The sequence below is a fragment of the Streptomyces sp. NPDC057743 genome, assembly GCF_042798755.1.
In the GTDB taxonomy this organism is placed as follows: Bacteria; Actinomycetota; Actinomycetes; order Streptomycetales; family Streptomycetaceae; genus Streptomyces.
In genome coordinates this window covers 25,817-46,087 of sequence record NZ_JBHVJX010000051.1, presented here as the reverse complement: position 1 = coordinate 46,087, position 20,271 = coordinate 25,817, and the positions used below count along the sequence as shown (strand labels likewise).

Annotated in this window: 16 protein-coding genes; 6 read left to right on the top strand and 10 right to left on the bottom strand. The window is 71.8% G+C overall.

All coding sequences use genetic code 11. From position 1 onward, the window contains the following. Positions 1 to 91: 91 nt before the first annotated feature. From ACFVFQ_RS35035 to ACFVFQ_RS35025, 3 genes are all read right to left on the bottom strand, one after another. Positions 92 to 469: an antibiotic biosynthesis monooxygenase family protein gene (locus ACFVFQ_RS35035; RefSeq protein WP_383424039.1), complete on the bottom strand. Its 378-nt coding sequence runs from the start codon at positions 467 to 469 to the stop codon at positions 92 to 94. Positions 470 to 589: 120 nt separating this feature from the next. Further along, positions 590 to 2,497 carry a translational GTPase TypA gene (typA, locus tag ACFVFQ_RS35030; RefSeq protein WP_383424037.1) on the bottom strand — a complete coding sequence of 636 codons (1,908 nt, stop codon included), beginning with the start codon at positions 2,495 to 2,497 and terminating at the stop codon, positions 590 to 592. Positions 2,498 to 2,683: 186 nt separating this feature from the next. Then, a complete protein-coding gene (locus ACFVFQ_RS35025; protein WP_383424035.1) occupies positions 2,684 to 5,065 on the bottom strand; it encodes an ABC transporter family substrate-binding protein in 2,382 nt (793 codons plus the stop codon). 385 nt (positions 5,066 to 5,450) lie between these two features. On the opposite strand from ACFVFQ_RS35025, the gene ACFVFQ_RS35020 reads away from it, so the two are divergent. From ACFVFQ_RS35020 to ACFVFQ_RS35000, 5 genes are all read left to right on the top strand, one after another. Further along, positions 5,451 to 5,750 (top strand): hypothetical protein, encoded by a 300-nt coding sequence (locus ACFVFQ_RS35020; protein WP_383424033.1) that lies wholly within the window; start codon positions 5,451 to 5,453, stop codon positions 5,748 to 5,750. An 18-nt stretch (positions 5,751 to 5,768) separates the two neighbouring features. After that, positions 5,769 to 6,596, top strand: a complete 828-nt coding sequence (locus ACFVFQ_RS35015; protein WP_383424030.1) for a hypothetical protein — start codon at positions 5,769 to 5,771, stop codon at positions 6,594 to 6,596. Positions 6,597 to 6,647: 51 nt separating this feature from the next. Next, positions 6,648 to 8,570 carry a fumarate reductase/succinate dehydrogenase flavoprotein subunit gene (locus tag ACFVFQ_RS35010; RefSeq protein ID WP_383424027.1) on the top strand — a complete coding sequence of 641 codons (1,923 nt, stop codon included), beginning with the start codon at positions 6,648 to 6,650 and terminating at the stop codon, positions 8,568 to 8,570. Further along, positions 8,567 to 9,364, top strand: a complete 798-nt coding sequence (locus tag ACFVFQ_RS35005) for a succinate dehydrogenase/fumarate reductase iron-sulfur subunit (RefSeq protein ID WP_383424025.1) — start codon at positions 8,567 to 8,569, stop codon at positions 9,362 to 9,364. The genes ACFVFQ_RS35010 and ACFVFQ_RS35005 overlap by 4 nt, the downstream gene beginning before the upstream one ends. 120 nt (positions 9,365 to 9,484) lie before the next feature. Further along, positions 9,485 to 10,876, top strand: a complete 1,392-nt coding sequence (locus ACFVFQ_RS35000) for an amidohydrolase family protein (RefSeq protein ID WP_383424023.1) — start codon at positions 9,485 to 9,487, stop codon at positions 10,874 to 10,876. Positions 10,877 to 11,088: 212 nt separating this feature from the next. On the opposite strand, the gene ACFVFQ_RS34995 is transcribed toward ACFVFQ_RS35000, so the two are convergent. From ACFVFQ_RS34995 to ACFVFQ_RS34970, 6 genes are all read right to left on the bottom strand, one after another. After that, complete coding sequence (locus ACFVFQ_RS34995) at positions 11,089 to 13,740, bottom strand: SpoIIE family protein phosphatase (RefSeq protein WP_383424047.1); 2,652 nt, start codon at positions 13,738 to 13,740, stop codon at positions 11,089 to 11,091. Between the two features lie 171 nt (positions 13,741 to 13,911). After that, positions 13,912 to 14,373, bottom strand: coding sequence for an ATP-binding protein (locus ACFVFQ_RS34990; RefSeq protein WP_383424021.1), 462 nt, complete (start codon positions 14,371 to 14,373; stop codon positions 13,912 to 13,914). 239 nt (positions 14,374 to 14,612) lie between these two features. After that, on the bottom strand, positions 14,613 to 15,041 hold the full coding sequence (locus tag ACFVFQ_RS34985; protein WP_037810643.1) for a (deoxy)nucleoside triphosphate pyrophosphohydrolase: 429 nt from the start codon (positions 15,039 to 15,041) through the stop codon (positions 14,613 to 14,615). Positions 15,042 to 15,104: 63 nt separating this feature from the next. Next, positions 15,105 to 15,272 (bottom strand): SPOR domain-containing protein, encoded by a 168-nt coding sequence (locus ACFVFQ_RS34980; RefSeq protein WP_383424018.1) that lies wholly within the window; start codon positions 15,270 to 15,272, stop codon positions 15,105 to 15,107. Positions 15,273 to 15,525: 253 nt separating this feature from the next. After that, positions 15,526 to 17,205, bottom strand: coding sequence for an APC family permease (locus ACFVFQ_RS34975; protein WP_383424016.1), 1,680 nt, complete (start codon positions 17,203 to 17,205; stop codon positions 15,526 to 15,528). A gap of 324 nt (positions 17,206 to 17,529) precedes the next feature. Then, positions 17,530 to 18,279, bottom strand: a complete 750-nt coding sequence (locus tag ACFVFQ_RS34970; RefSeq protein WP_383424013.1) for a GntR family transcriptional regulator — start codon at positions 18,277 to 18,279, stop codon at positions 17,530 to 17,532. A gap of 205 nt (positions 18,280 to 18,484) precedes the next feature. On the opposite strand from ACFVFQ_RS34970, the gene ACFVFQ_RS34965 reads away from it, so the two are divergent. Next, entirely contained in the window at positions 18,485 to 19,249 is a 765-nt protein-coding gene (locus tag ACFVFQ_RS34965; RefSeq protein ID WP_383424009.1) for a PIG-L deacetylase family protein, read from the top strand. Between the two features lie 51 nt (positions 19,250 to 19,300). On the opposite strand, the gene ACFVFQ_RS34960 is transcribed toward ACFVFQ_RS34965, so the two are convergent. Then, complete coding sequence (locus tag ACFVFQ_RS34960; RefSeq protein ID WP_383424007.1) at positions 19,301 to 20,113, bottom strand: BTAD domain-containing putative transcriptional regulator; 813 nt, start codon at positions 20,111 to 20,113, stop codon at positions 19,301 to 19,303. Positions 20,114 to 20,271: the final 158 nt, after the last annotated feature.

Genomic DNA, 20,271 nt, shown 5'->3' with positions numbered 1-20,271 from the left:
GCCCCTGTACTGGACGTACTGGGGTCGTCGCCCGGTGCGGCGAGAGTGCGTGCCGGGCGCCGGACGGCAGGCGGGAGTTTGACGACAGGGCCTAGATGTGGTGCACGGCCGCGACGGTGTAGAGATGCGGCTCGTAGGACTCCGCGAGCTCGGCGGCGCGCGTCAGGTGCTCCTGCGCCACCGGGTTGACCAGCATGGCGCGGAAGGCGTCCGCGCTCTCCCACTGCGCGTAGTTGACGACCCGTTCGCCGTCGGTGCTGGCGTGGAGGTTGGCCGAGACGAAGCCGGGTATCTGGCGCATCACCTCCTGGGTGGCCTGGCTCAGCAGCGCCACCAACTCCGCCTGCCGCTCCGGCCGCACAGTGAAGACGTTGATGAGGGTGGCGAGGTCCTGTCCGGCCTCGATCCGGGTGCCGACCGCGGCGGCGGGGTCGGTCGTCGCGTGCTCCGTCACGTGGTTCTCCGTCATGCCACCAACCCTCCCACCGACCACTGACAGTCCCCGGCCGCCGGCCGTCCCCCGTGCCCGGATACGGCGGCGCCCCGCCGGACCGGGGTCCGACGGGGCGCTCGGGGTGCCGTTTCGGCGTCAGCCGTGCTTGGCGCGGGACGCGGCGCGGGCGCGCTCGCGGGCGTCCAGGTTGACCTTGCGGATGCGGATGGCCTCCGGGGTCACCTCGACGCACTCGTCGTCGCGGCAGAACTCCAGGGACTGCTCCAGCGACAGCTTGCGCGGCGGGACGATCGCCTCGAACGAGTCGGCCGACGAGGACCGCATGTTCGTGAGCTTCTTCTCCTTGGTGATGTTCACGTCCATGTCGTCGGAGCGCGAGTTCTCGCCGACGATCATGCCCTCGTACACCTCGGTGCCGGGCTCGGTGAACAGCACGCCGCGCTCCTGGAGGTTCGTCATCGCGAACGCGGTGACGGCGCCGGCGCGGTCGGCGACCAGCGAGCCGTTGTTGCGCGTCGCCAGGGTGCCGAACCAGGGCTCGTGGCCCTCGTGGATGGAGTGCGCGATGCCGGTGCCGCGGGTCTGGGTCAGGAACTCCGTGCGGAAGCCGATCAGACCGCGGGAGGGGACGACGAACTCCATGCGGACCCAGCCGGAGCCGTGGTTCGACATGTTGTCCATCCGGCCCTTGCGGACGCCCATGAGCTGCGTGACGGCGCCCATGTGCTCCTCGGGCACGTCGATCGTCATGCGCTCGACGGGCTCGTGCACCTTGCCGTCGATCTCCTGCGTGACCACCTGCGGCTTGCCGACGGTCATCTCGAAGCCCTCGCGGCGCATCTGCTCGACCAGGATGGCCAGCGCCAGCTCACCGCGGCCCTGCACCTCCCAGGCGTCGGGGCGCTCGGTGTCCAGGACGCGCAGCGAGACGTTACCGATCAGCTCGCGCTCCAGGCGGTCCTTGACCTGGCGGGCGGTGACCTTGCGGTCCTTGACCGCGGCCTTGGCGTCCGCGCCCTTGCCGGTGCCGCCACGGCCGACCAGCGGCGAGGTGTTGGTACCGATGGTCATGGAGATCGCGGGCTCGTCGACCGTGATCAGGGGCAGCGCGACCGGGTTCTCCGGGTCGGCCAGGGTCTCGCCGATCATGATGTCCGGGATACCGGCGACGGCGCAGATGTCACCGGGGCCCGCCATCTCGGCGGGCTTGCGGGTGAGCGCCTCGGTCATCAGCAGCTCGGTGATGCGGACGTTCTGGATCGAGCCGTCGCGCTTCATCCAGGCCACGGTCTGGCCCTTGCGCAGCTCGCCCTGCTCGACGCGCAGCAGCGCGATACGGCCGAGGAAGTTGTCGGCGTCCAGGTTGGTCACGTGCGCCTGGAGCGGAGCGGCCTCGTCGTACGTCGGGGCCGGGACGTGTTCCAGGATCGTGGAGAAGAACGGCTCCAGGCTCGTGGAGTCGGCCGGGACCGTGCCGTCGTCCGGCTTGGTCAGCGAGGCGATGCCGTCACGGCCGCAGGCGTAGACGATCGGGAACTCGATCTGGTCCTCGTCCGCGTCCAGGTCGAGGAAGAGGTCGTACGTCTCGTTGACGACCTCGTCGATCCGGGAGTCCGGGCGGTCCGTCTTGTTGATGCACAGGATGACGGGGAGGCGCTGCTGGAGCGCCTTGCGCAGCACGAAGCGGGTCTGCGGCAGCGGGCCCTCGGACGCGTCGACGAGCAGGACCACGCCGTCGACCATCGACAGACCACGCTCGACCTCGCCACCGAAGTCGGCGTGGCCGGGGGTGTCGATGATGTTGATCGTGATGACATCCCCGCCGTCCTTGGGGTGATACTTCACCGCCGTGTTCTTGGCGAGGATCGTGATGCCCTTCTCACGCTCCAGGTCGTTCGAGTCCATGACCCGGTCGTCGACCGATTCGAGCTGGTGGGCGGCGAAGGCACCGGCCTGCTTCAGCATGCCGTCGACGATGGTGGTCTTGCCGTGGTCGACGTGGGCGACGATGGCGACGTTACGGATGTCGTGGCGCGTGGCCATATTGCGGCGTACTCCTGGAGTGAGTGGTCGGCTGCGCGTACCTCGGTAGTTACGCGGGCCCTGCCGGGCTGGACACGCCACGGCCTCACCCCATGGTACGGGGCTGCGGCGGCAACGGCCGCCCCAGCCCGTACAAACCCACTCTGACCTGCGGTTTCCCCTCGAACTTCGGCTTTGGTGGGACCTCTACTTCGTGTAACCGATGTCCTGGAAGCGGGGGGTGGCGAAGCCGAACGCGCCGATGTTGGCGAGCGACTTCCTGGTGGCCACCAGTTCCGGCCGCTGGTAGAGCGGGATCGATCCGGCGGCGGCCCAGATCCGGGCGTCGGCCTGCTCGACGAGGGTGTGCGCGGCGTCCGGGTCGAGTTCGGAGGCGGCCCGGTCGAAGAGCTGGTCGATGTGGTCGGTGCCGACCCGGGTGTAGTTCTGCTCGACGGTCAGCGAGCCGTCCGGCGCCGGCTCCGGCTTGGCGAAGATCGGCCGGGCGTCGGTGGCCGGGTAGGCGGTGCCGGGCCAGGAGTACAGGGCCAGGTCGTAGTCGCCGGAGGCGATGTGGTCCTTGAAGTAGCTGGCGTCCGGGACCCGCTGGATCGCGGTCTGCACCCCGATCCGGTTCAGCATCCCGGCGATCCGCCGGCCGACGGTGCGCAGTTGCTCGGAGCCGGGGCCGTCGGGGAGGACGAAGCGCAGCGCCAGCGGCCGGCCGTCCTTCTTCATCACCGGCGCCCGACCGGGGGCCCGGCCGGCCGCCGCCTCCGGGGAGCGCCCGGTGTCGGCCTGTTGGGCGGCGAGCAGGCCGTTGCCCGCCCGCAGCGCCGCCGCGTGACCGGCGGCGGCTCCGGGCAGATGCGGGGCCTGGCCGGTCTCGATCAGCTCGGCGGCGCCCAGCGCCTGCGCGGCCCGCTGCTTGTACTGCCGGTACTTCCCGTACGCCGCGGATTGGGTGTCCCCGTGGGCCACCGCCTGCTCCTCGGAGGCGCCGGCCTTGTAGAACGCCGCGCTCTGCCGCAGCAGGGCGGCCTGTTGGACCTCGGAGCCGACCGCCCCGGCGAAGGACAGCGGCGCCTCGGCGGCGGCCGGGCGGGCGCCGTCCCGGTCCGCCCTGGCCTCGGCCCCGGCCTCGCCCGCGCCCGGCCGCTGCGGGTGGCGGTCGTCGGTCCCGGCGTCGCCGGACTGGTCGACGGAGGTGCCGTCGCCGGGCCGGTCCACGTCCGGGTCCTCGCTGCCGGCCCCGTCCCCGTCGTCCCGCCGGTCCGGTGTCACCGCGCGCCCGACGCCGGCCTGCTCCTCGCCCGCCGGCTGCGACCCGCCCCCTGTGGACGGCTTCCAACCGGCGTCCGCGAGCAGCTTCTTGGCCGCGTCCGGGTCGGCCTCGCCGATCGCGTCACTGTGGTCCTCGTAGCCGTGCTGGCCGGCCAGCAGCAGGTGGTTGCCGAGCGGCTTGGCGGGCAGGTCCAGCGGCTTGAGGACGGTGTCGGCGAGCGCCTGCCGGTCGATGGCGCGGGCCACCGCGCGGCGCACCCGGTCGTCGGCGAGCGGCCCGGCGCTGCCGTTGAGGGCGAGTTGGGTGTAGGCGGGCTCCAGGGCCTTGCGAATGGTGTAGCCGCGCAGCGCGCCCTGCCGGGCGGTGCCGGTGCGGTCGGCGGCCTTGCCGTCCGCGGCCTTGACGGTGGCCGGCGCGGCGGCCTGGGCGACCCGCTTGGCGGCGCCCTGGTCGACCGCGGCGACGTCGACGGAGCCGGCGGCCAGTGCCCTGGCCCGCTTGTCCCGGGGCAGCGCCTCCAGCACCAGGCGGTCCAACTTGGCCCGGTCGCCCCACCACTTGGGGTTGCGGACCAGGGTGACGGTGCCGCGGTCGGCGTCCCGCTTGCGCACCAGGAACGGCCCCGCGCTGACCGGGAGCCTCTCCCGCACCCCGTCGTTGAAGGCGTTCGCCTCGCCCATCACGCTCTTGGGATAGAGCGGGGTGAACAGCGCCTGCCAGTCCGCGTAGGGGCGGGCGAAGGTGACCTTGACCTGGTGCGGCTTGGCGCCGGCCTCGACCTTGGCGATCCGGTCGTAACCGGCGTTGCGGGCCGTCCAGTAGGCGTTGTCCTTGCCGCGCAGCGCCTGCCACTGGGCGATGAAGTCCGCGGCGGAAAGCGGCCGTCCGTCGCTCCACCGCGCCTTGGGGTTGAGCTCGTAGGTGACGACCTGTCGGGGCTCGCGGGCTTGGATGTCCGCGGCGGTGAGGTAGTCGGCGTTGCGCTGCGGCCGGCCGCTGCCGTCGAGGGTGAACAGGCTGGGCAGCACGGCGCCGGCGACCCGGGTGGTGGCCGCGTCGGCGTCGCTCTGGAAGGCGTTGAAGGTGCTGGGCAGTCCGTCAATCGCCCAGCGGACCGTGCCGCCGTCCTTGACCATCCCGCGCGGGGCCGGCGCGATGTCCTGGGACTGGGCGACGGAGGGCGCGGTGTCGCCCTGACTGCATCCGGCCAGTACCGGCAGCGGGAGCAGCGCCCCCACCGCGACGAGCGCGGCACAGCGGCGCCTCCGGCACACCGCGCCGCCTGGGCTGACGTGGTCGGTCATGACTTTCCCTCCGGGCTCGCCCGCGCCGCACCGACCCGCAGCAACACGTCCGGCCGACTTTGCGGCTCATCACATCTATGGGTTCCCTACTGAAGGTGACCGTCCGCTTCCGGGTCGCCCGACACGTCGGGGGTCCGGTCAACGCCACCCGCCCGGCGCAACCCCCGGTCCACCGGCCGACGCTCCCAGGGGCGCGCGGGCCGCGGCGCGCGCCCTCATCCCGCCCCGCTCGTACCGGAGTTCGACACATGGTGAGCGGCGTCCGATCGCAACGCACCGGTTCGAGTCGTACTCGCGTCTGCCCCCTTCCCAAGCCCTACTGTGACGCGCGACACTCTCGGGCGCATGAGATCGCCCACCACACGTCACGAAGTGAGGGCATGTGATGTCGGTACAGGACGACTTGACGGCGGTGGAACGCAGCCTGGACGCCCTGGTCCAGGCGGTCGGAAAGCTGGAGACGCGGATCGGTGGGGGGTTGGACGTCCGCCGGGTCCGCAGCGACACGGACCATCTGCGGGAGAGCCTCGCGCTGCTGAAGCAGGGCCTGGCCGGCGCCCGTCCGGCCCCGGGCACCGAGGGCGGGGACGAGATGGTGACGATCCCGGACACCCCCTACAACTCCGCGCTGTGGACGGACGCCGAGGACGAGGGCCTGGGCGCCAAGGACCGGCACGCGCCCTAAAGGACGGAGACGAATACGTTGGCCACTGGCATCGAACCCGCACCGCAATCGGGGCCGACCGGCGTGCGCGATGCCTCGCGCGCCGCCATCCCGGCCCGCCACCTGCGCACCGACCGCTGGTGGCTGGCGCCGGCCGGCACCGCCGCCGGGTTGCTCGCGTTCGTCGTCTACTCGACCTGGCGGGCGTTCGCGAACGCGGACTACTACCACGCCCCCTACGTCTCGCCGTTCTACTCGCCGTGCCTGGCGGAGAACTGCCGCACCATGCACGGCGGGCCCAACTGGGACCTCTTCGGGAGTTGGTGGGGCCTGTCCCCCGCCCTGCTGATCCTGATCTTCCCGCTGGGCTTCCGGCTGACCTGCTACTACTACCGCAAGGCCTACTACCGCGGCTTCTGGGCCTCCCCGCCGGCCTGCGCGGTCGCCGAGCCGCACAAGAAGTACACCGGCGAGACCCGCTTCCCGCTGATCCTGCAGAACGTCCACCGCTACTTCTTCTACTTCGCGGTGCTGGTGGCCGGCGTCCTCACCTACGACACCGCGCTGACCTTCCGCGACGCGCACTACCACTGGGGCCACATGGGCCTGGGCTCACTGGTCTTCCTCGCCAACATCGCGCTGATCTGGGCCTACACCCTCTCCTGCCACTCCTGTCGGCACATCGTCGGCGGCCGGCTGCGGCACTTCTCCAAGCACCCGGTGCGCTACCGGCTGTGGGGCTGGGTCAGCCGGCTCAACGCGCGCCACATGCTGCTCGCCTGGGCCTCCCTGATCAGCGTGGCGCTGGCGGACTTCTACGTCTTCCTGCTGGCCAGCGGGGCGTTCGAGGACCCACGCTTCTTCTGACGGGGCAACTCCGAGGAAAACCAAGGAACTTCGAGGGAAGGTGTGCCACGGATGGCGCATGTGGACCGGCAGACCTGGGACGTGGTCGTGGTGGGCGCGGGCGGCGCAGGGCTGCGCGCCGCCATCGAGGCCCGCGAGGCCGGGATGCGGACGGCGGTGATCTGTAAGTCCCTGTTCGGCAAGGCCCATACGGTGATGGCCGAGGGCGGCATCGCGGCCAGCATGGGCAACGCCAACGAGCACGACAACTGGCAGGTGCACTTCCGGGACACCATGCGCGGGGGGAAGTTCCTCAACCACTGGCGGATGGCCGAACTGCACGCCCGCGAAGCCCCGGACCGGGTCTGGGAGTTGGAGACCTGGGGCGCGCTCTTCGACCGCACCGCGGACGGCCGGATCTCCCAACGCAACTTCGGCGGCCACGAGTACCCGCGGCTGGCACACGTCGGCGACCGGACCGGCCTGGAGCTGATCCGCACCCTCCAGCAGAAGATCGTCTCGCTCCAACAGGAGGACGAGCGGGTCTCCGGCTCCTACGAGGGGGGACTGAAGGTCTTCCAGGAGTGCACGGTGACCCGGGTGCTCAAGACGGACGGCGCGGTCTGTGGCGTCTTCTGCTACGACCGGGAGTCCGGCCGCTTCTTCGTGCTGGAGGCGCCGGCCGTGGTGCTGGCCACCGGCGGCATCGGCAAGTCCTTCAAGGTGACCTCCAACTCCTGGGAGTACACCGGGGACGGGCACGCGCTGGCGCTGCTGGCCGGGGCGCCGCTGATCAACATGGAGTTCGTCCAGTTCCACCCGACGGGGATGGTCTGGCCGCCGTCGGTGAAGGGCATCCTCGTCACCGAGTCGGTGCGCGGGGACGGCGGGGTGCTGCGCAACAGCGACGGCAAGCGGTTCATGTTCGACTACGTCCCGGACGTCTTCAAGGAGAAGTACGCCGAGACCGAGGCCGAGGGCGACCGCTGGTACGACGACCCCGACCGCAACCGCCGGCCCCCCGAGCTGCTGCCCCGCGACGAGGTCGCCCGGGCCATCAACGCCGAGGTCAAGGCGGGCCGCGGCTCCCCGCACGGCGGGGTGTTCCTGGACGTGTCGACGCGGATGCCGGCCGAGGTGATCAGGCGCCGACTGCCGTCCATGCACCACCAGTTCAAGGAGCTGGCGGACGTGGACATCACCGCCGAGCCGATGGAGGTCGGCCCGACCTGCCACTACGTGATGGGCGGGGTGGAGGTGGACCCGGACTCCGCGGCGGCGACCGGGGTGCCGGGGCTGTTCGCCGCCGGCGAGGTGGCCGGCGGCATGCACGGCTCCAACCGGCTGGGCGGCAACTCCCTCTCCGACCTGCTGGTCTTCGGCCGCCGCGCCGGGCTGTACGCGGCCGAGTACGTCTCGGCGCTGCACCGCCGGCCGCCCGCCGAGGAGCGCGGGATCGACGCGGCCGAGGCGGAGGCGCTGCGCCCGTTCAGCGCCGAGGACGGCGGCGACCGGCCGGAGAACCCCTACGCGCTGCACCAGGAGCTCCAGCAGTCGATGAACGACCTGGTGGGCATCATCCGCCGGGAGGGCGAGATGGCCGAGGCGCTGGAGCGGCTGGCGAAGTTGCGGGCGCGGGCGCGACGGGCCGGGGTGGAGGGCCACCGGCAGTACAACCCGGGCTGGCACCTCTCGTTGGACCTGCGGAACATGCTGCTGGTCAGCGAGTGCGTGGCGCGGGCCGCCCTGGAGCGCACGGAGAGCCGCGGCGGCCACACCCGCGACGACCACCCGGAGATGGACCGGCGCTGGCGCAACGTCAACCTGGTCTGCGAACTCGCCGACGCGCGGCCCGAGTCGGACGGCCCAAACCCGGCGCTGGGACAGATCCGGCTCTCCCGCCGGGAGACCCCACCGATCCGGCGCGACCTCCTCGAACTCTTCGACAAGGACGAGCTGGTGAAGTATCTGACGGACGAGGAGCTGAGCCGGTGAGCGAGCGGCAGACACAGGCGCGGACCGGCGCCTACCAGGCGCACTTCCGGGTGTGGCGGGGCGACGCGGACGGCGGCGAACTCCGTGACTACGAGGTGGAGGTGAACGAGGGCGAGGTGGTGCTGGACATCGTCCACCGCCTCCAGGCGACCCAGGCCCCCGACCTCGCGGTCCGCTGGAACTGCAAGGCGGGCAAGTGCGGTTCGTGCAGCGCGGAGATCAACGGTCGGCCGCGGCTGATGTGCATGACCCGGATGTCGGTCTTCGAGCGCACCGAGACCCTGACCATCACGCCGATGCGGACCTTCCCGGTCCTGCGCGACCTGGTCACCGACGTCTCCTTCAACTACACCAAGGCGCGCGAGATTCCCTCGTTCGTGCCGCCGGCGGAGCTGGGGCCGGGCGAGTACCGGATGCGGCAGGAGGACGTGAACCGGTCGCAGGAGTTCCGCAAGTGCATCGAGTGCTTCCTGTGCCAGAACACCTGCCATGTCGTCCGGGACCACGAGGAGAACAAGCCGGTGTTCGCCGGTCCGCGGTTCCTGATGCGGATCGCCGAGCTGGACATGCATCCGTTGGACGCCGCGCCGGCCCTCGGGGTGGACCGCAAGCGCACCGCGCAGGACGAGCACGGGCTGGGCTACTGCAACATCACCAAGTGCTGCACGGAGGTCTGCCCCGAGCACATCAAGATCACCGACAATGCGCTGATCCCGCTGAAGGAGCGCGCCGCGGACCGCAAGTACGACCCTCTGGTGTGGCTCGGGAACAAGATCCGTCGCCGCACGGAATGACCCGGACCGCAATCAAGTGGCCGGCGATGCCGATTTTCTGACGTTGCATCAGGTGACCGAAAACGTCCTTACCGCGGATTCGAACGCCCGCGGTATAAGAACGGAATGAATCTTCCGAGAATGAGCCGACGGCGCGTGCTGGCCGGACTGAGCACCGTCCCGCTGGCCGCTGCCGCCGGCTTCCCCGAGTTGGACCGCCCCGCGGGCCCGCCCCACGCCCCCGGCGGCCGGCGCACCACGCTGCTGCGCGGCGCGGACCTCGTCCTCACCATGGACCCCCGGGTGGGCGACGGTCCGCTGGGCCAGTGGGAGAACGGCGTCGACGTGCTCCTCCGGGACGGCGCCGTCGCCGCCGTCGGACGCGGCCTGACCGCCCCGGCCGGCGCCCGCGTCCTGGACGTGCGCGGCCGGATCGTGCTGCCGGGCTTCGTCGACGTCCACAACCACCTGTGGCAGTCCAGCATCCGCGGCGGCTGCGCGAGCGAGGACGTCACCGGCTGGCTGCGCGACTGCGAGCGCACCGCGCTGCCCAGGATCGACCCGCGGGACATGTACCGCTTCGTCCACCTGGCCGCGCTCGACGTCCTGCGGACCGGCGTCACCACGGTCGTCGACTGGGTGCACCCGCTCCCCTACGACACCAGCGCAACGTACGTCCGGGCGCTGGACGACTCCGGGCTGCGCTTCGTCTACGCCGCGACCCAGAGCGCCGCCAACGCCCACCTCATCCCCCGGGTGAAGAAGGACTTCCTGGACCCGCTGCCGCTGGCCTCCGTCCAGGTGGCCGTGCACGCGGGAATGCCGTGGCTGAAGGAGCTGCGGACGCTCCACGAACTCGCCCGGGACCTGGGCGTGATGGTCAACTCCCACGTCCTGGAGAGCCGCCACGACCGCAAGGACGACCCGATCCGCTCGCTGCGCGAGGTCGGCGCCTTCGGCCCGGACCTGCTGATGAACCACGCGATCCATCTCACCGACGCGGAGATCGCGCTGACCGGCGAGCACGACGTGAGGATCGCGCACTGTCCGCTGAGCAACATGCGGCTGGCGTCCGGCATCTGCCCACTGCCGGCGTTCCACCGGCACGCGGTGAAGGCGGGGCTCGGCCACGACGGCGGGACCAACGACACCTCGGACATGTTCAACCTGATGAAGGCGGCGGTCGGCCTCCAGCGGGCCCGGCACGAGGACGCCGGGATCCACCCGACCCTCCCGGCGGTGCTGCGGATGGCGACGCTGGGCGGCGCGGAGGCCATCGGCATGGCGGACCGGATCGGCTCGCTGACGCCCGGCAAGCGCGCCGACGTCGTCGTCCTGGACCCCGGCACGCTCAACTTCGCCCCGCGCACCGACTGGACCAGCCAGATCGTCCTCAACGGCCAGCCGCCGAACGTCAGCGAGGTCTTCATCGACGGCCATCTGCGCGTGTCGGGGGGCACGTTGCCGCATGTGGACGTCGAACGCGTGGTCCGCGAGGCGGAGTTGGCCGCCCGGCGCGTCCGGGAGGCGTGAGACGGCCCGTACGGGAGGTCCCTTACGGGGCCGATGGCCCCCCTTTCGCCCAGGGTAGGTGCGCGGCCGTCCCCGCCGCCGCCCCTGTGGACGCCTCGTGGACGCCACCGCCCTCGTGGACGCCACCGCCCTCGTGGACGCCACCGCCCTCGTGGGCGCCGCGCCCGTCCGTGGGCAACGCCTCCGTGGGCGACGCCCCCGCGCCCGGCGTCTCAGAACAGGCTCAGCAGGGCCTCCGCCGGGTCCACCGGTGTGGAGTCGCCGTCCGGGAGGGCGAGTTCGAACCAGACGGTCTTGCCGCGCGGGGTGCGACGGCTGCCCCAGCGCTCGCTCAACAGGCCGACGAGTTGGAGGCCGCGGCCGCCCTCGTCGGTGTCCCGGGCCCGCCGGCGCCGCGGCTGGGCGAGGTCGGCGTCCCAGACCTCGCAGACCAGGGTCCGGTCCAGCAGCAGCCGCAGCCGGATCTCGCCGTGGCCGTGCCGCAGGGCGTTCGTCACCAGCTCGCTGACCAGCAGCTCGGTGGTGTCCACCAGGGCCGAGTGCCCCCAGTCGGTGAGCTGGTCACGGGCCAACTCCCGGGCCCGGGACACCGAACGCGGCTCGGGCGCCAGGCTCCAGTCGCCCACCGCGTCCTTGGGCAGCCCGTGCACCCGGGCCATCAAGAGCGCGATGTCGTCCTCGCCGTGCGAGGTGTCCAGGGCGCCCAGGACGTGGTCGCAGACGTCCTCCAGCGGCCGGTCGGCGTCCGACAGGGCGCGCCGGAACGCCTGGAGCCCCTCGTCCAACGGGTGGTGCCGGGACTCCACCAGGCCGTCGGTGTAGAGCGCGAGCAGCGCGCCGTCCGGCACCTCGACCTCGATCTCCTCGAACGGCTCCCCGCCGACGCCCAGCGGCATCCCCGGCGGGACGTCGAGCAGCATCGCCTCCTCGCCCTCCTCGACCAACACCGGTGGCAGATGGCCGGCGTTGGCGAAGGTGCACCTGCGGGTGATCGGGTCGTAGACGGCGTAGACGCAGGTGGCGAGGTAGACCTCGGAGAGGTCGGCGTCCCGGGCCGGGCGGTCCTGGCCGGCCCGGGACGCCGGGCGGCCGCGCCCGGACCGCGCGCCCGCGCCCCGGTCCCCGCTGCCGCCCAGCCCCTGCGCGATCTCGTCCAACGCGCCCAGCACCTCGGCCGGCTCCAGGTCGAGCAGCGCCAACGTCCGTACCGCGGTGCGCAGTTCACCCATCGCGACCGCGGCCCGCAGGCCCCGGCCCATCACGTCGCCGACCACCAACGCGGTGCGGTGGCCGGGGAGTTCGATGACGTCGAACCAGTCGCCGCCGACCTCGGTGGCAGTGGTGCCGGGCAGATAGCGGCAGGCGATGTCGAGCCCGGCGGCCTCCGGGTCGCCGGGCGGCAGCAGGCTGCGCTGAAGTATCAGGGCGCGCTCGTGCTCCCGGCGGTAGAGCCGGGCGTTGTCGATACAGACCGCGGCGCGCGCGGCCAGTTCGACCGCCAGCGCGGTGTCCCGCTCGCCGAACGGCTCGCTGCCCTTGGTGCGGGAGAAGCGCACCAGGCCGACGACGGTGTCCCGGGCGACCATCGGCACCGCGAGGGTGGAGTGCACCACCGCGCCCAGCTCCGGCCCGCCGTCGCCGTCCCGGCCGGGGATGACCTGCGCCTGGGCGGTGCGCAGGGCGGCCGCGCACGGGGAGTTGAAGGGGTAGCGGTGCACGGCGCCGACCGCGACGGCCGCCTCGCCGGGCACCCCGCCGGGCAGCGGGGCGTCGGAGACCGCGCTGGCGAAGGCGACCCGGCGCAGCTCCGCGCTGCCGTCGCTCATCCCGGGCGGTGCCTCGTCGCCGGAGAGCAGCCCTTGGTAGAGGTCGACCGACGCCAGGTCGCAGAACTGCGGTACGGCGACGTCGAGGAGGGTGCGGGCGGTGGTCTCCAGGTCGAGGGAGTTGCCTATCCGGGCGCCGGCCTCGTTGAGCAGTGCGAGGTTGCGGCGGGCGTTGGCGGCCTCGCGCTCGGCGCGGCGGCGGCCGGTGACGTCGGAGGCGAGCGCGGCGACGCCGATGGGGCGGCCGCTGGCGCCGTGGAGCCGGTAGAGCGAGACCGACCAGCGGCGGCGGTCCTCCTCGCCGGGGACGACGCCGACCAGTTGCATCTCGCTGACCGGTTCGCCGGTCTCCAGTACGCGGCGCAGCGCGGCGGTCATCCGGTCGGCCTCGGGGCGGGGCAGGAAGTCGTGCGGGGTGCCGCCGCGGTACTTGCTGACCGGTCCGCCGAAGACGCTGGCGAAGCGCTGGTTGACCCGCAGCAGCCGCAGGTCGGTGCCGAACAGGGTGAAGCCCATGGGGGATTGACCGAACACGGCCTGCGCGGCGGCGAGGTCGGTCTCGATGCCGCGCAGCGCCCGGACGTCGACGACCAGGCAGACCGCGCCGCGTGCGCCGTCCTCGTTCTCGGTGGGCATCACATAGATCTCGGCGAGCCCCTCCGGTGCGCCGTCCGCCTCCCGGCGGTAGGGCACCAGTCCGGTCCACTCCCGGCCGTCGAGGATCTCGGACACCTTGCGGCGCCCGGTCTCGCGGAACTCGCTGGGGACGAACGCCTCGACGGGGTCCTTGCCAAGGGCGTAGCGGGCCGGGATGCCCAGCATCTGCTCGGCGCGCTCGCTCCACTGATCGATGCACCCGTCGGGGCCCAGCGAGAACGAGGCGACCTTGATGTAGTCGTAGATGGAGCCGGGCCGGCTGCTCTGCCACACGGGCGGGCCCTGCGGCTCGTGGGCATGGTGACGGCGTTGGGGGTCCCTCGGACCGTACGCGTCTTCCAGGCCATCGCTGCGTGCGGGTACCACCCCGCCAGATGACATCTCACTCACGAGCCCCGTCCCCTCCAGCTCATCGTGCCCGGACCGGACCTGCCGAGTATTCCAGTACGTCGGCTATCCGGAACACGGTCTTCACGATCACAGCACAGTCTCGATCGCAGGCCATCTACAAAATGTCGATGAAATGGCAACGATCAGGACCCCCCATCACTCCTAACCAGCCACCGCCAGCTCGAACCACACGGTTTTCCCGCTCTTTCCCTGGCGGGTGCCCCAGCGACGTGCGCTGTGCGCGACGAGCTGGAGGCCGCGGCCGCCCTCGTCGTCGGGGGCGGCGGTGCGGGTTTGGGGCGGATCGGGCAGCGGGTCGGAGACCTCGACCAGCAGCGCGCCGGCGCCGAGCAGCACCATGCGCACGCCGATGGGGCCGCTGGCGTACCGCAGGGAGTTGGTGACGAGCTCGCTGACCAGGAGGACCGCGACGTCGGCCGCGCCGTCCAACCCCCAGTCGTCGAGCACCTGACGGACCATGGTGCGGGCGGTGCGCACCGCGCCGGGGTCGGCCGGGAGGCTCCATTCCGCGCTCGGCGCACCGCAGTTCCGGCCGCGCCCGCGGAGATCGGTGGGACCGGACTGAGGGACCTCTGCCGCTGCGCCGTCGCTCACGCCGATCACTTCCCAGGCCGAGGGGTCCCCCGTCGTACCCGGCCCACACCGAAGAGGGCCAACCAGGACATACCCGATATCAAGCGGCAAGTACCGCCTTCAATCGGGCACTATGGCACAAATGGCGCATCTCGCGACGGGCCGTCGTGGCGGTGGCGCACGCCCTGGGCGGGCGGGTGCCGGCGGCCGGTCCGGGGCGGTGCGCGACCCACCGCCCATCAGGGCGCGCCCGGCGCCGGACCCCCGCGCTACAGCCGCGCGCCCGGGATGCCCACCGCGGGCCGACTGCCCAACCGACGCATCACCTCGGCGACCGCCGGGCGGTCCTGGTCGAGCCAGTCGACCTCGCGCTCCTCGCCGGGGCGCAGCCAGCGCAGCTCGTCGTGATCCTGGAGCGGCTCGGGCCGGCCGGAGACCAGCCGGGCGGTCCACACCTGGAGCACGTAGCCGGGCCGCAGCACCCACTCGCCGGGGATGCGCTCCACGGGGGCGGCGTCGACGCCCAACTCCTCGTGCAGCTCGCGCACCAGCGCCTGCTCCGGCGTCTCGCCGTCCTCCACTTTGCCGCCGGGAAGTTCCCAGCGGCCGGCCAACGCGGGCGGCGCGCTCCGTCGGGCGGCCAGCAACCGCCCCCGCTCGCACACCGCACCGCCCACCACTACGCGCACCGTCGTCATGCGCGGCAGCCTACGTCCCCCGCCGGCCTCCCGCTTCCCGCTCCGCGCGCCGCACGATGCCCCCTACGAGGCCCGCTCGACCGCGTAAAGCCGCCGATTGCCGCGGGTGTCGAGGCGCTCGGCGACCCGCTCCGCCTCCGCTCGGGTGGCATAGCGGCCGACGCGATAGCGGTTGCCGCCTTCGTCCTGGCGGATGACGAGCCAGGGCAACGCGGTCTCGTTCTCGGTCATTGCGCCCCTCCGTCCGCCGCGCAGCGCGCCGCGGCGCGCCCCTCCTGTGCTGATGCCGAAATCGCAATCCGCATATGCCCGAGCCTACGCCCGACCTTTACGCACCGGATATGGATTTACACAAAGAGAGACCGAACCGGCCACTCCCGGGCGCCCTGGGAGTCCAGATGCGACCGGGAGTGGCCGGAAACCCGAGGAATTCGGGTCAGTTATGTCCGTATGGCAGGGGCCGGAGCGGGCCGCGTATCGCCGCTCAGGCGCCGGCCGGGGCCTTGCCGTCGGCCGCCTCGGCGGCGTCCTGCGCCGCGGCCATCTCGGCCTCGACCTTGATCAGCGTCGGGTTGCGCCAGGCGCTGCGCACGCCCCAGAAGTAGAAGGCCAGCGCGATCGCGGCGACCACGGCGAGGTCGACGCCCTGCGGCAGGTAGCCCTTGCCGCCGAACTCCTTGCCGCCCAGGTAGGAGACGGCCGCCATGACCAGGAGGTAGATCACCATCCAGGCGCCCGCCTTCAGGTGCGGCAGCAGCTCCGGCAGCGGCTTGCGGCCCTGCTTCCACGGCCGGCCGATCTCGTACCAGGCCCAGACCGGCAGGCCGACGGCCATGATGAGGATGACCTTGCCGGTGAGCGGCCACTTGCCCCAGTACAGGACCAGCGAGCCGAAGATCATCGCGATCGGCGCGATGACCGGCATCGCGCGCAGCTTCACCGGCCGCTTCATCTGCGGCGACAGCCGCCGCAGACCCATCACGGCGACCGGGCCGGTGATGTACGAGATGACGGTGGCGACCGAGACGACCTCGGCGAGCGAGCCCCAGCCGCGGAACACCGCGAGGAAGAGGAACGCGACGAAGAGGTTGAGCAGCAGCGCCGGGCGCGGGATGCCGGTCTTGGCGTCCACCTTGCCGAAGACGCCCGGCAGGTGACCGTTCTCCTGGACGCCCTGGATCATGCGCGAGGTGGTGGCGGCGTAGATCATGCCGGTGCCGGACGGCGAGACGAAGGCGTCCGCGTACAGCAGCAGCGCCAGCCAGTTCAGGCCCCAGGCCAGGCCCAGCTCGGCGAGCGGGGAGTGGTAGTTGAGCCCGCCCCAGCCCTGGCTCAGGTCTCCCGAGGGGACCGCGAAGAGGAAGGCGACCTGGAGCGCGAGGTAGATGACCAGCGCGATGACGATCGAGAAGGCGACCGCCTTGGGCAGCGAGCGGGCCGGGTTGCGCGCCTCACCGGCGAGGTTCAGCGGCGACTGGAAACCGTTGTAGGCCCAGACGATGCCGGAGAGCGCCACACAGCTGAAGACCGAGCTCCAGCCGTTGGGGGCGAAGCCGCCGGCGCGGTCGATGTTGCCGGTGTCGAAGTGCGCGAGGATCAGGGCACCCGCGGTGAGGATCGGCACGACGACCTTGAAGACCGTGATCGCGGTGTTGGTCTTGGCGAACAGCGAGACCGCGAACCAGTTCATGAAGAAGTAGAAGATCAGCAGGACGCTGGCCACCGCGACGCCGGAGCCGGTCAGCTCCTTGCCGTCGAAGAGCGCCTTGGCCCAGCCGAAGTTCCAGCTGCTCATGTACTGGACGGAGGCGGTGGCCTCACCCGGGATCACCGAGACGATGGCGATCCAGTTGGCCCAGGCCGCCAGGTACCCGGCAAGCGAGCCGTGCGAGTACTGGCCGTAGCGGACCATGCCGCCCGCCTTGGGGAACATCGAGCCGAGCTCGGTGTAGGTCAGCGCGATGGTCAGGGCGACGACCGCGCCGATGACCCAGGCAAGGATCGCGGCCGGGCCGGCGATGGCCGCGGCGCGCTCGGCCCCGAACAGCCAGCCGGAACCAATGATCGATCCGAGACCAGTGGCGGTCAGGGCAATGGTCCCTAGGGACCGACGGTAGTTCGAGTGCGAACCCTGCTCCGCACTCGTTGTCTTCGTCGTGCTCACGTGCTGGTCTCCTGGTCTTCCCCCGTGCCGTGCACAAACTTCGCCATCGTATGAGCGAAACCGAAGATCCGGTTCCCACACAGATGAAAAAATCCCGCCGAGTTGAGGGTCTGTGAAGTTTCCAACACCGCTCCTCGGGCGACAATCCCCGAAGAATTACGCCAAATCGGACAGGGAAGTCGGCCAGAATTCGCGGCCTGTCGGCCCTGAGGATGGCATGGGATCCCCATACAGGGCGTCGACTTGGCGAACACGGGGAGTTTTTCGGGCACCTCTCGGAGCCCCTGCGCCAGCCAGGATGTCCGCGGCGCCCGGAAGTCGCCGCTACTTCACCGGCAGGTGGTATGCGACCCGATGGCGGGCGGCGAGCGCGATCACATCCGCCGTCTCGACCGGTCGACGGCCGGCGAAGTACGTCCGGGAGACGACCAACACCGCATGGCCGGGCACCCCACCCAGCGCCATCGCCTCCTCGGCCAGGCCCGGCCGCGCTCCGACCTCCTCCACGACGTTGTCCACCACCACGTCGATGGCCGCCATCCGTTCGACCACCCCGCGCCCGGCCAACGGCCCCTCCTCGGGCAGCATCACGGGCGTCCGCCCGGTGATTTCCAGCGGCTCCCAGGAGGTGGAGAGCATCGACGGCTCCCCCTCCGCGCGAAAGACGTAGCGGGTCCGCATCACCCTGGCGCCCACCGGAATCCGCAGCCGGGCGGCCACCGCCGAACTGGCCGGTTCCTGCTCGCTGTTGGACTCCCAGGTGCCCCGCACCCGCTCGTCCGTCTGCTCCTGGCGGAACGGCGTGCAGCCCCGGCTGTGGAAGCCGCCGCGGGCGATCCGGCGCGGCACCGGCTGCTCGCGTACGTACGTCCCCGAACCGGAGCGGCCCTCGACCAGGCCCTCGGCCATCAGGACCTTGCGCGCCTCCAGGGCCACGGTGTCCGAGACGCCGTACTCCTCGCGGATGCGGGCCTGGGAGGGGAGGCGGGTGTGCGGGGCCAGCACCCCGTCGACGATTTTCTGGCGCAGGTCACCGGCGACGCGGAGGTACGCGGGCTGCTCACCGAAAGGCACGTGCCCCTCCCAACAGCTTGACGGTCAGCAACAGCGTGGCAACCGCGCGTTGTCGGCCGCAACCTCTCCGCAAGCCTTCACCAAAAGTGATGTGCGCAGCTCACCCCCGCCCCGCACCCCACTCGAACGTCCGACCCACCCCACTCTTCGCCACTGTCCGTATCCAACCGTGTCAGCATCGTGACCGCGCACGAAAGGGGCCGCGATGCCGATCGAGAACGCCGCCGTCAGCTCCCTCCACCCGATGCCCGACGACTGGCAGCGGGCGCTGGCCGTCGTGGCCCACCCCGACGACCTCGAATACGGCGCCGCGGCGGCCATCGCCGAATGGACCGATGCCGGGCGGGAGATCAGCTACCTCCTGGTCACCCGGGGCGAGGCGGGCATCGACGGCCTCGCGCCGCCGGCGTGCGCCGCGCTCCGCGAGGCCGAGCAGCGCGCCGCGGCGGCCCATGTCGGCGTCCACCGCGTGGAGTTCCTCGACGGCCACCACGACGGTGTCATCGAGGCCGGCACCGCGCTCCGCCGCGATCTGGCCGCCGCGGTCCGCCGGCACCGCCCGGAGCTGTTGCTGACGCTCAATCACCGCGACACCTGGTTCGGCACGCAGTGGAACACCCCCGACCACCGGGTGGTGGGCCGCGCCGTCCTGGACGCCGCCGCCGACGCCGGCAACCGCTGGATCTTCCCCGAACTCGCCGACACCGACGGCCTCGACCCCTGGCCCGGCGTCCGCTGGACCGCGGTGGCCGGCTCCCCGCGCCCCACCCACGCCGTCGAAGTGGGCCCCGGCGTCCCCCGCGCCATCGCCTCCCTGGCCGCCCACGCCACCTACCTGGCCGCCCTCACCACCACCCCCGACCAGGACCCGCACGACTACGCCGACGAGTTCCTCAACCGCTCGCTGCGCAGGGCGGCCGCCCGTCATCGGGGGCGGCCGGCGGTGCTGTTCGAGGTGTTTGCGCATTAGGGCCTGGCCGGCTTGCGCGGCAGGTGCGCAGCGGCCGGCCGGGGGTCCGGGTCAGACGCCGCAGGGTGTCAGGGACGCCAAGTCCTGGCGCAGGATGGCGTCTTCGATCCCGGTCAGGCGCGGCCCGGGGCTGATGCCGAGCTCGTCGGAGAGGGTGGTGCGGGCGTCCCGGAAGACGGCCAGTGCCTCGGCCTGCCGTCCCGACCAGTACAGCGCCAGCATCAGGTCGGCGTAACAGCCCTCCCTGAAGGGGTGTTGGGAGACCAGGTCGTACAGCTCCCCGATGGCGTGCTCGTAGCGGCCCGCCTCGATGTCCAGGGAGATCCGCTGCTCCAGCGCGGCGAGCCGCTCCTCCTCCAGCCGCAGCGCCCGGGCCTGCAGGGACGGGCTGGTCACGTTGGCGAGGGCCGGGCCGCGCCACAGGTCGAGCGCCGCGTTCAGGCGCTCCGCCGCCCGCTCGGGCAGGCCCTGTCGCTGCAGGGCGCCGGCCTCGCGCACCGCGGCGCGGAACTCCTCGGTGTCGAAGACGAAGGCGGTGCGATCCAGTTGGTAGCTGGAGCCGTGGGAGAGCACCGCGCCGTGCGGCGCCCCCGCGTCGGTCAGTGCGCGGCGCAGCATCCAGATGCTGGTCTGGAGCTGTCCGGCCGCGGTGCGGGGCGGCTCCTCGCCCCACGAGTCCTGGATGAGTCGGTCAACCGGGACGGCCTGACCCGGGCTCAGCGCCAGCGAGGCCAGCACCTTGCGCTGTCGCTCGCCGGGGATGGCGAGGAATTCCCGGTCGGTGGCCGCGGTCACGGGCCCCAACAGGCCGATCCGGATGCGGATGTGGTCGCCCGCGCGCTGGGCGGGCATGCCGATGGTCATGTGCGAATCCCCCGTCAGCCGGCGTGAAGCGGGTGCCGGCCTCAGTGCTGTGGTGCTCTTTCAGGCGCCGCGGAGGCTTTGTCGCTTTGCCTCCCCTTTGCTCGTAATGACCGTAGATTATGCAGCCCTTATGTGCAATGTCCTCTAGTTCATCGAGT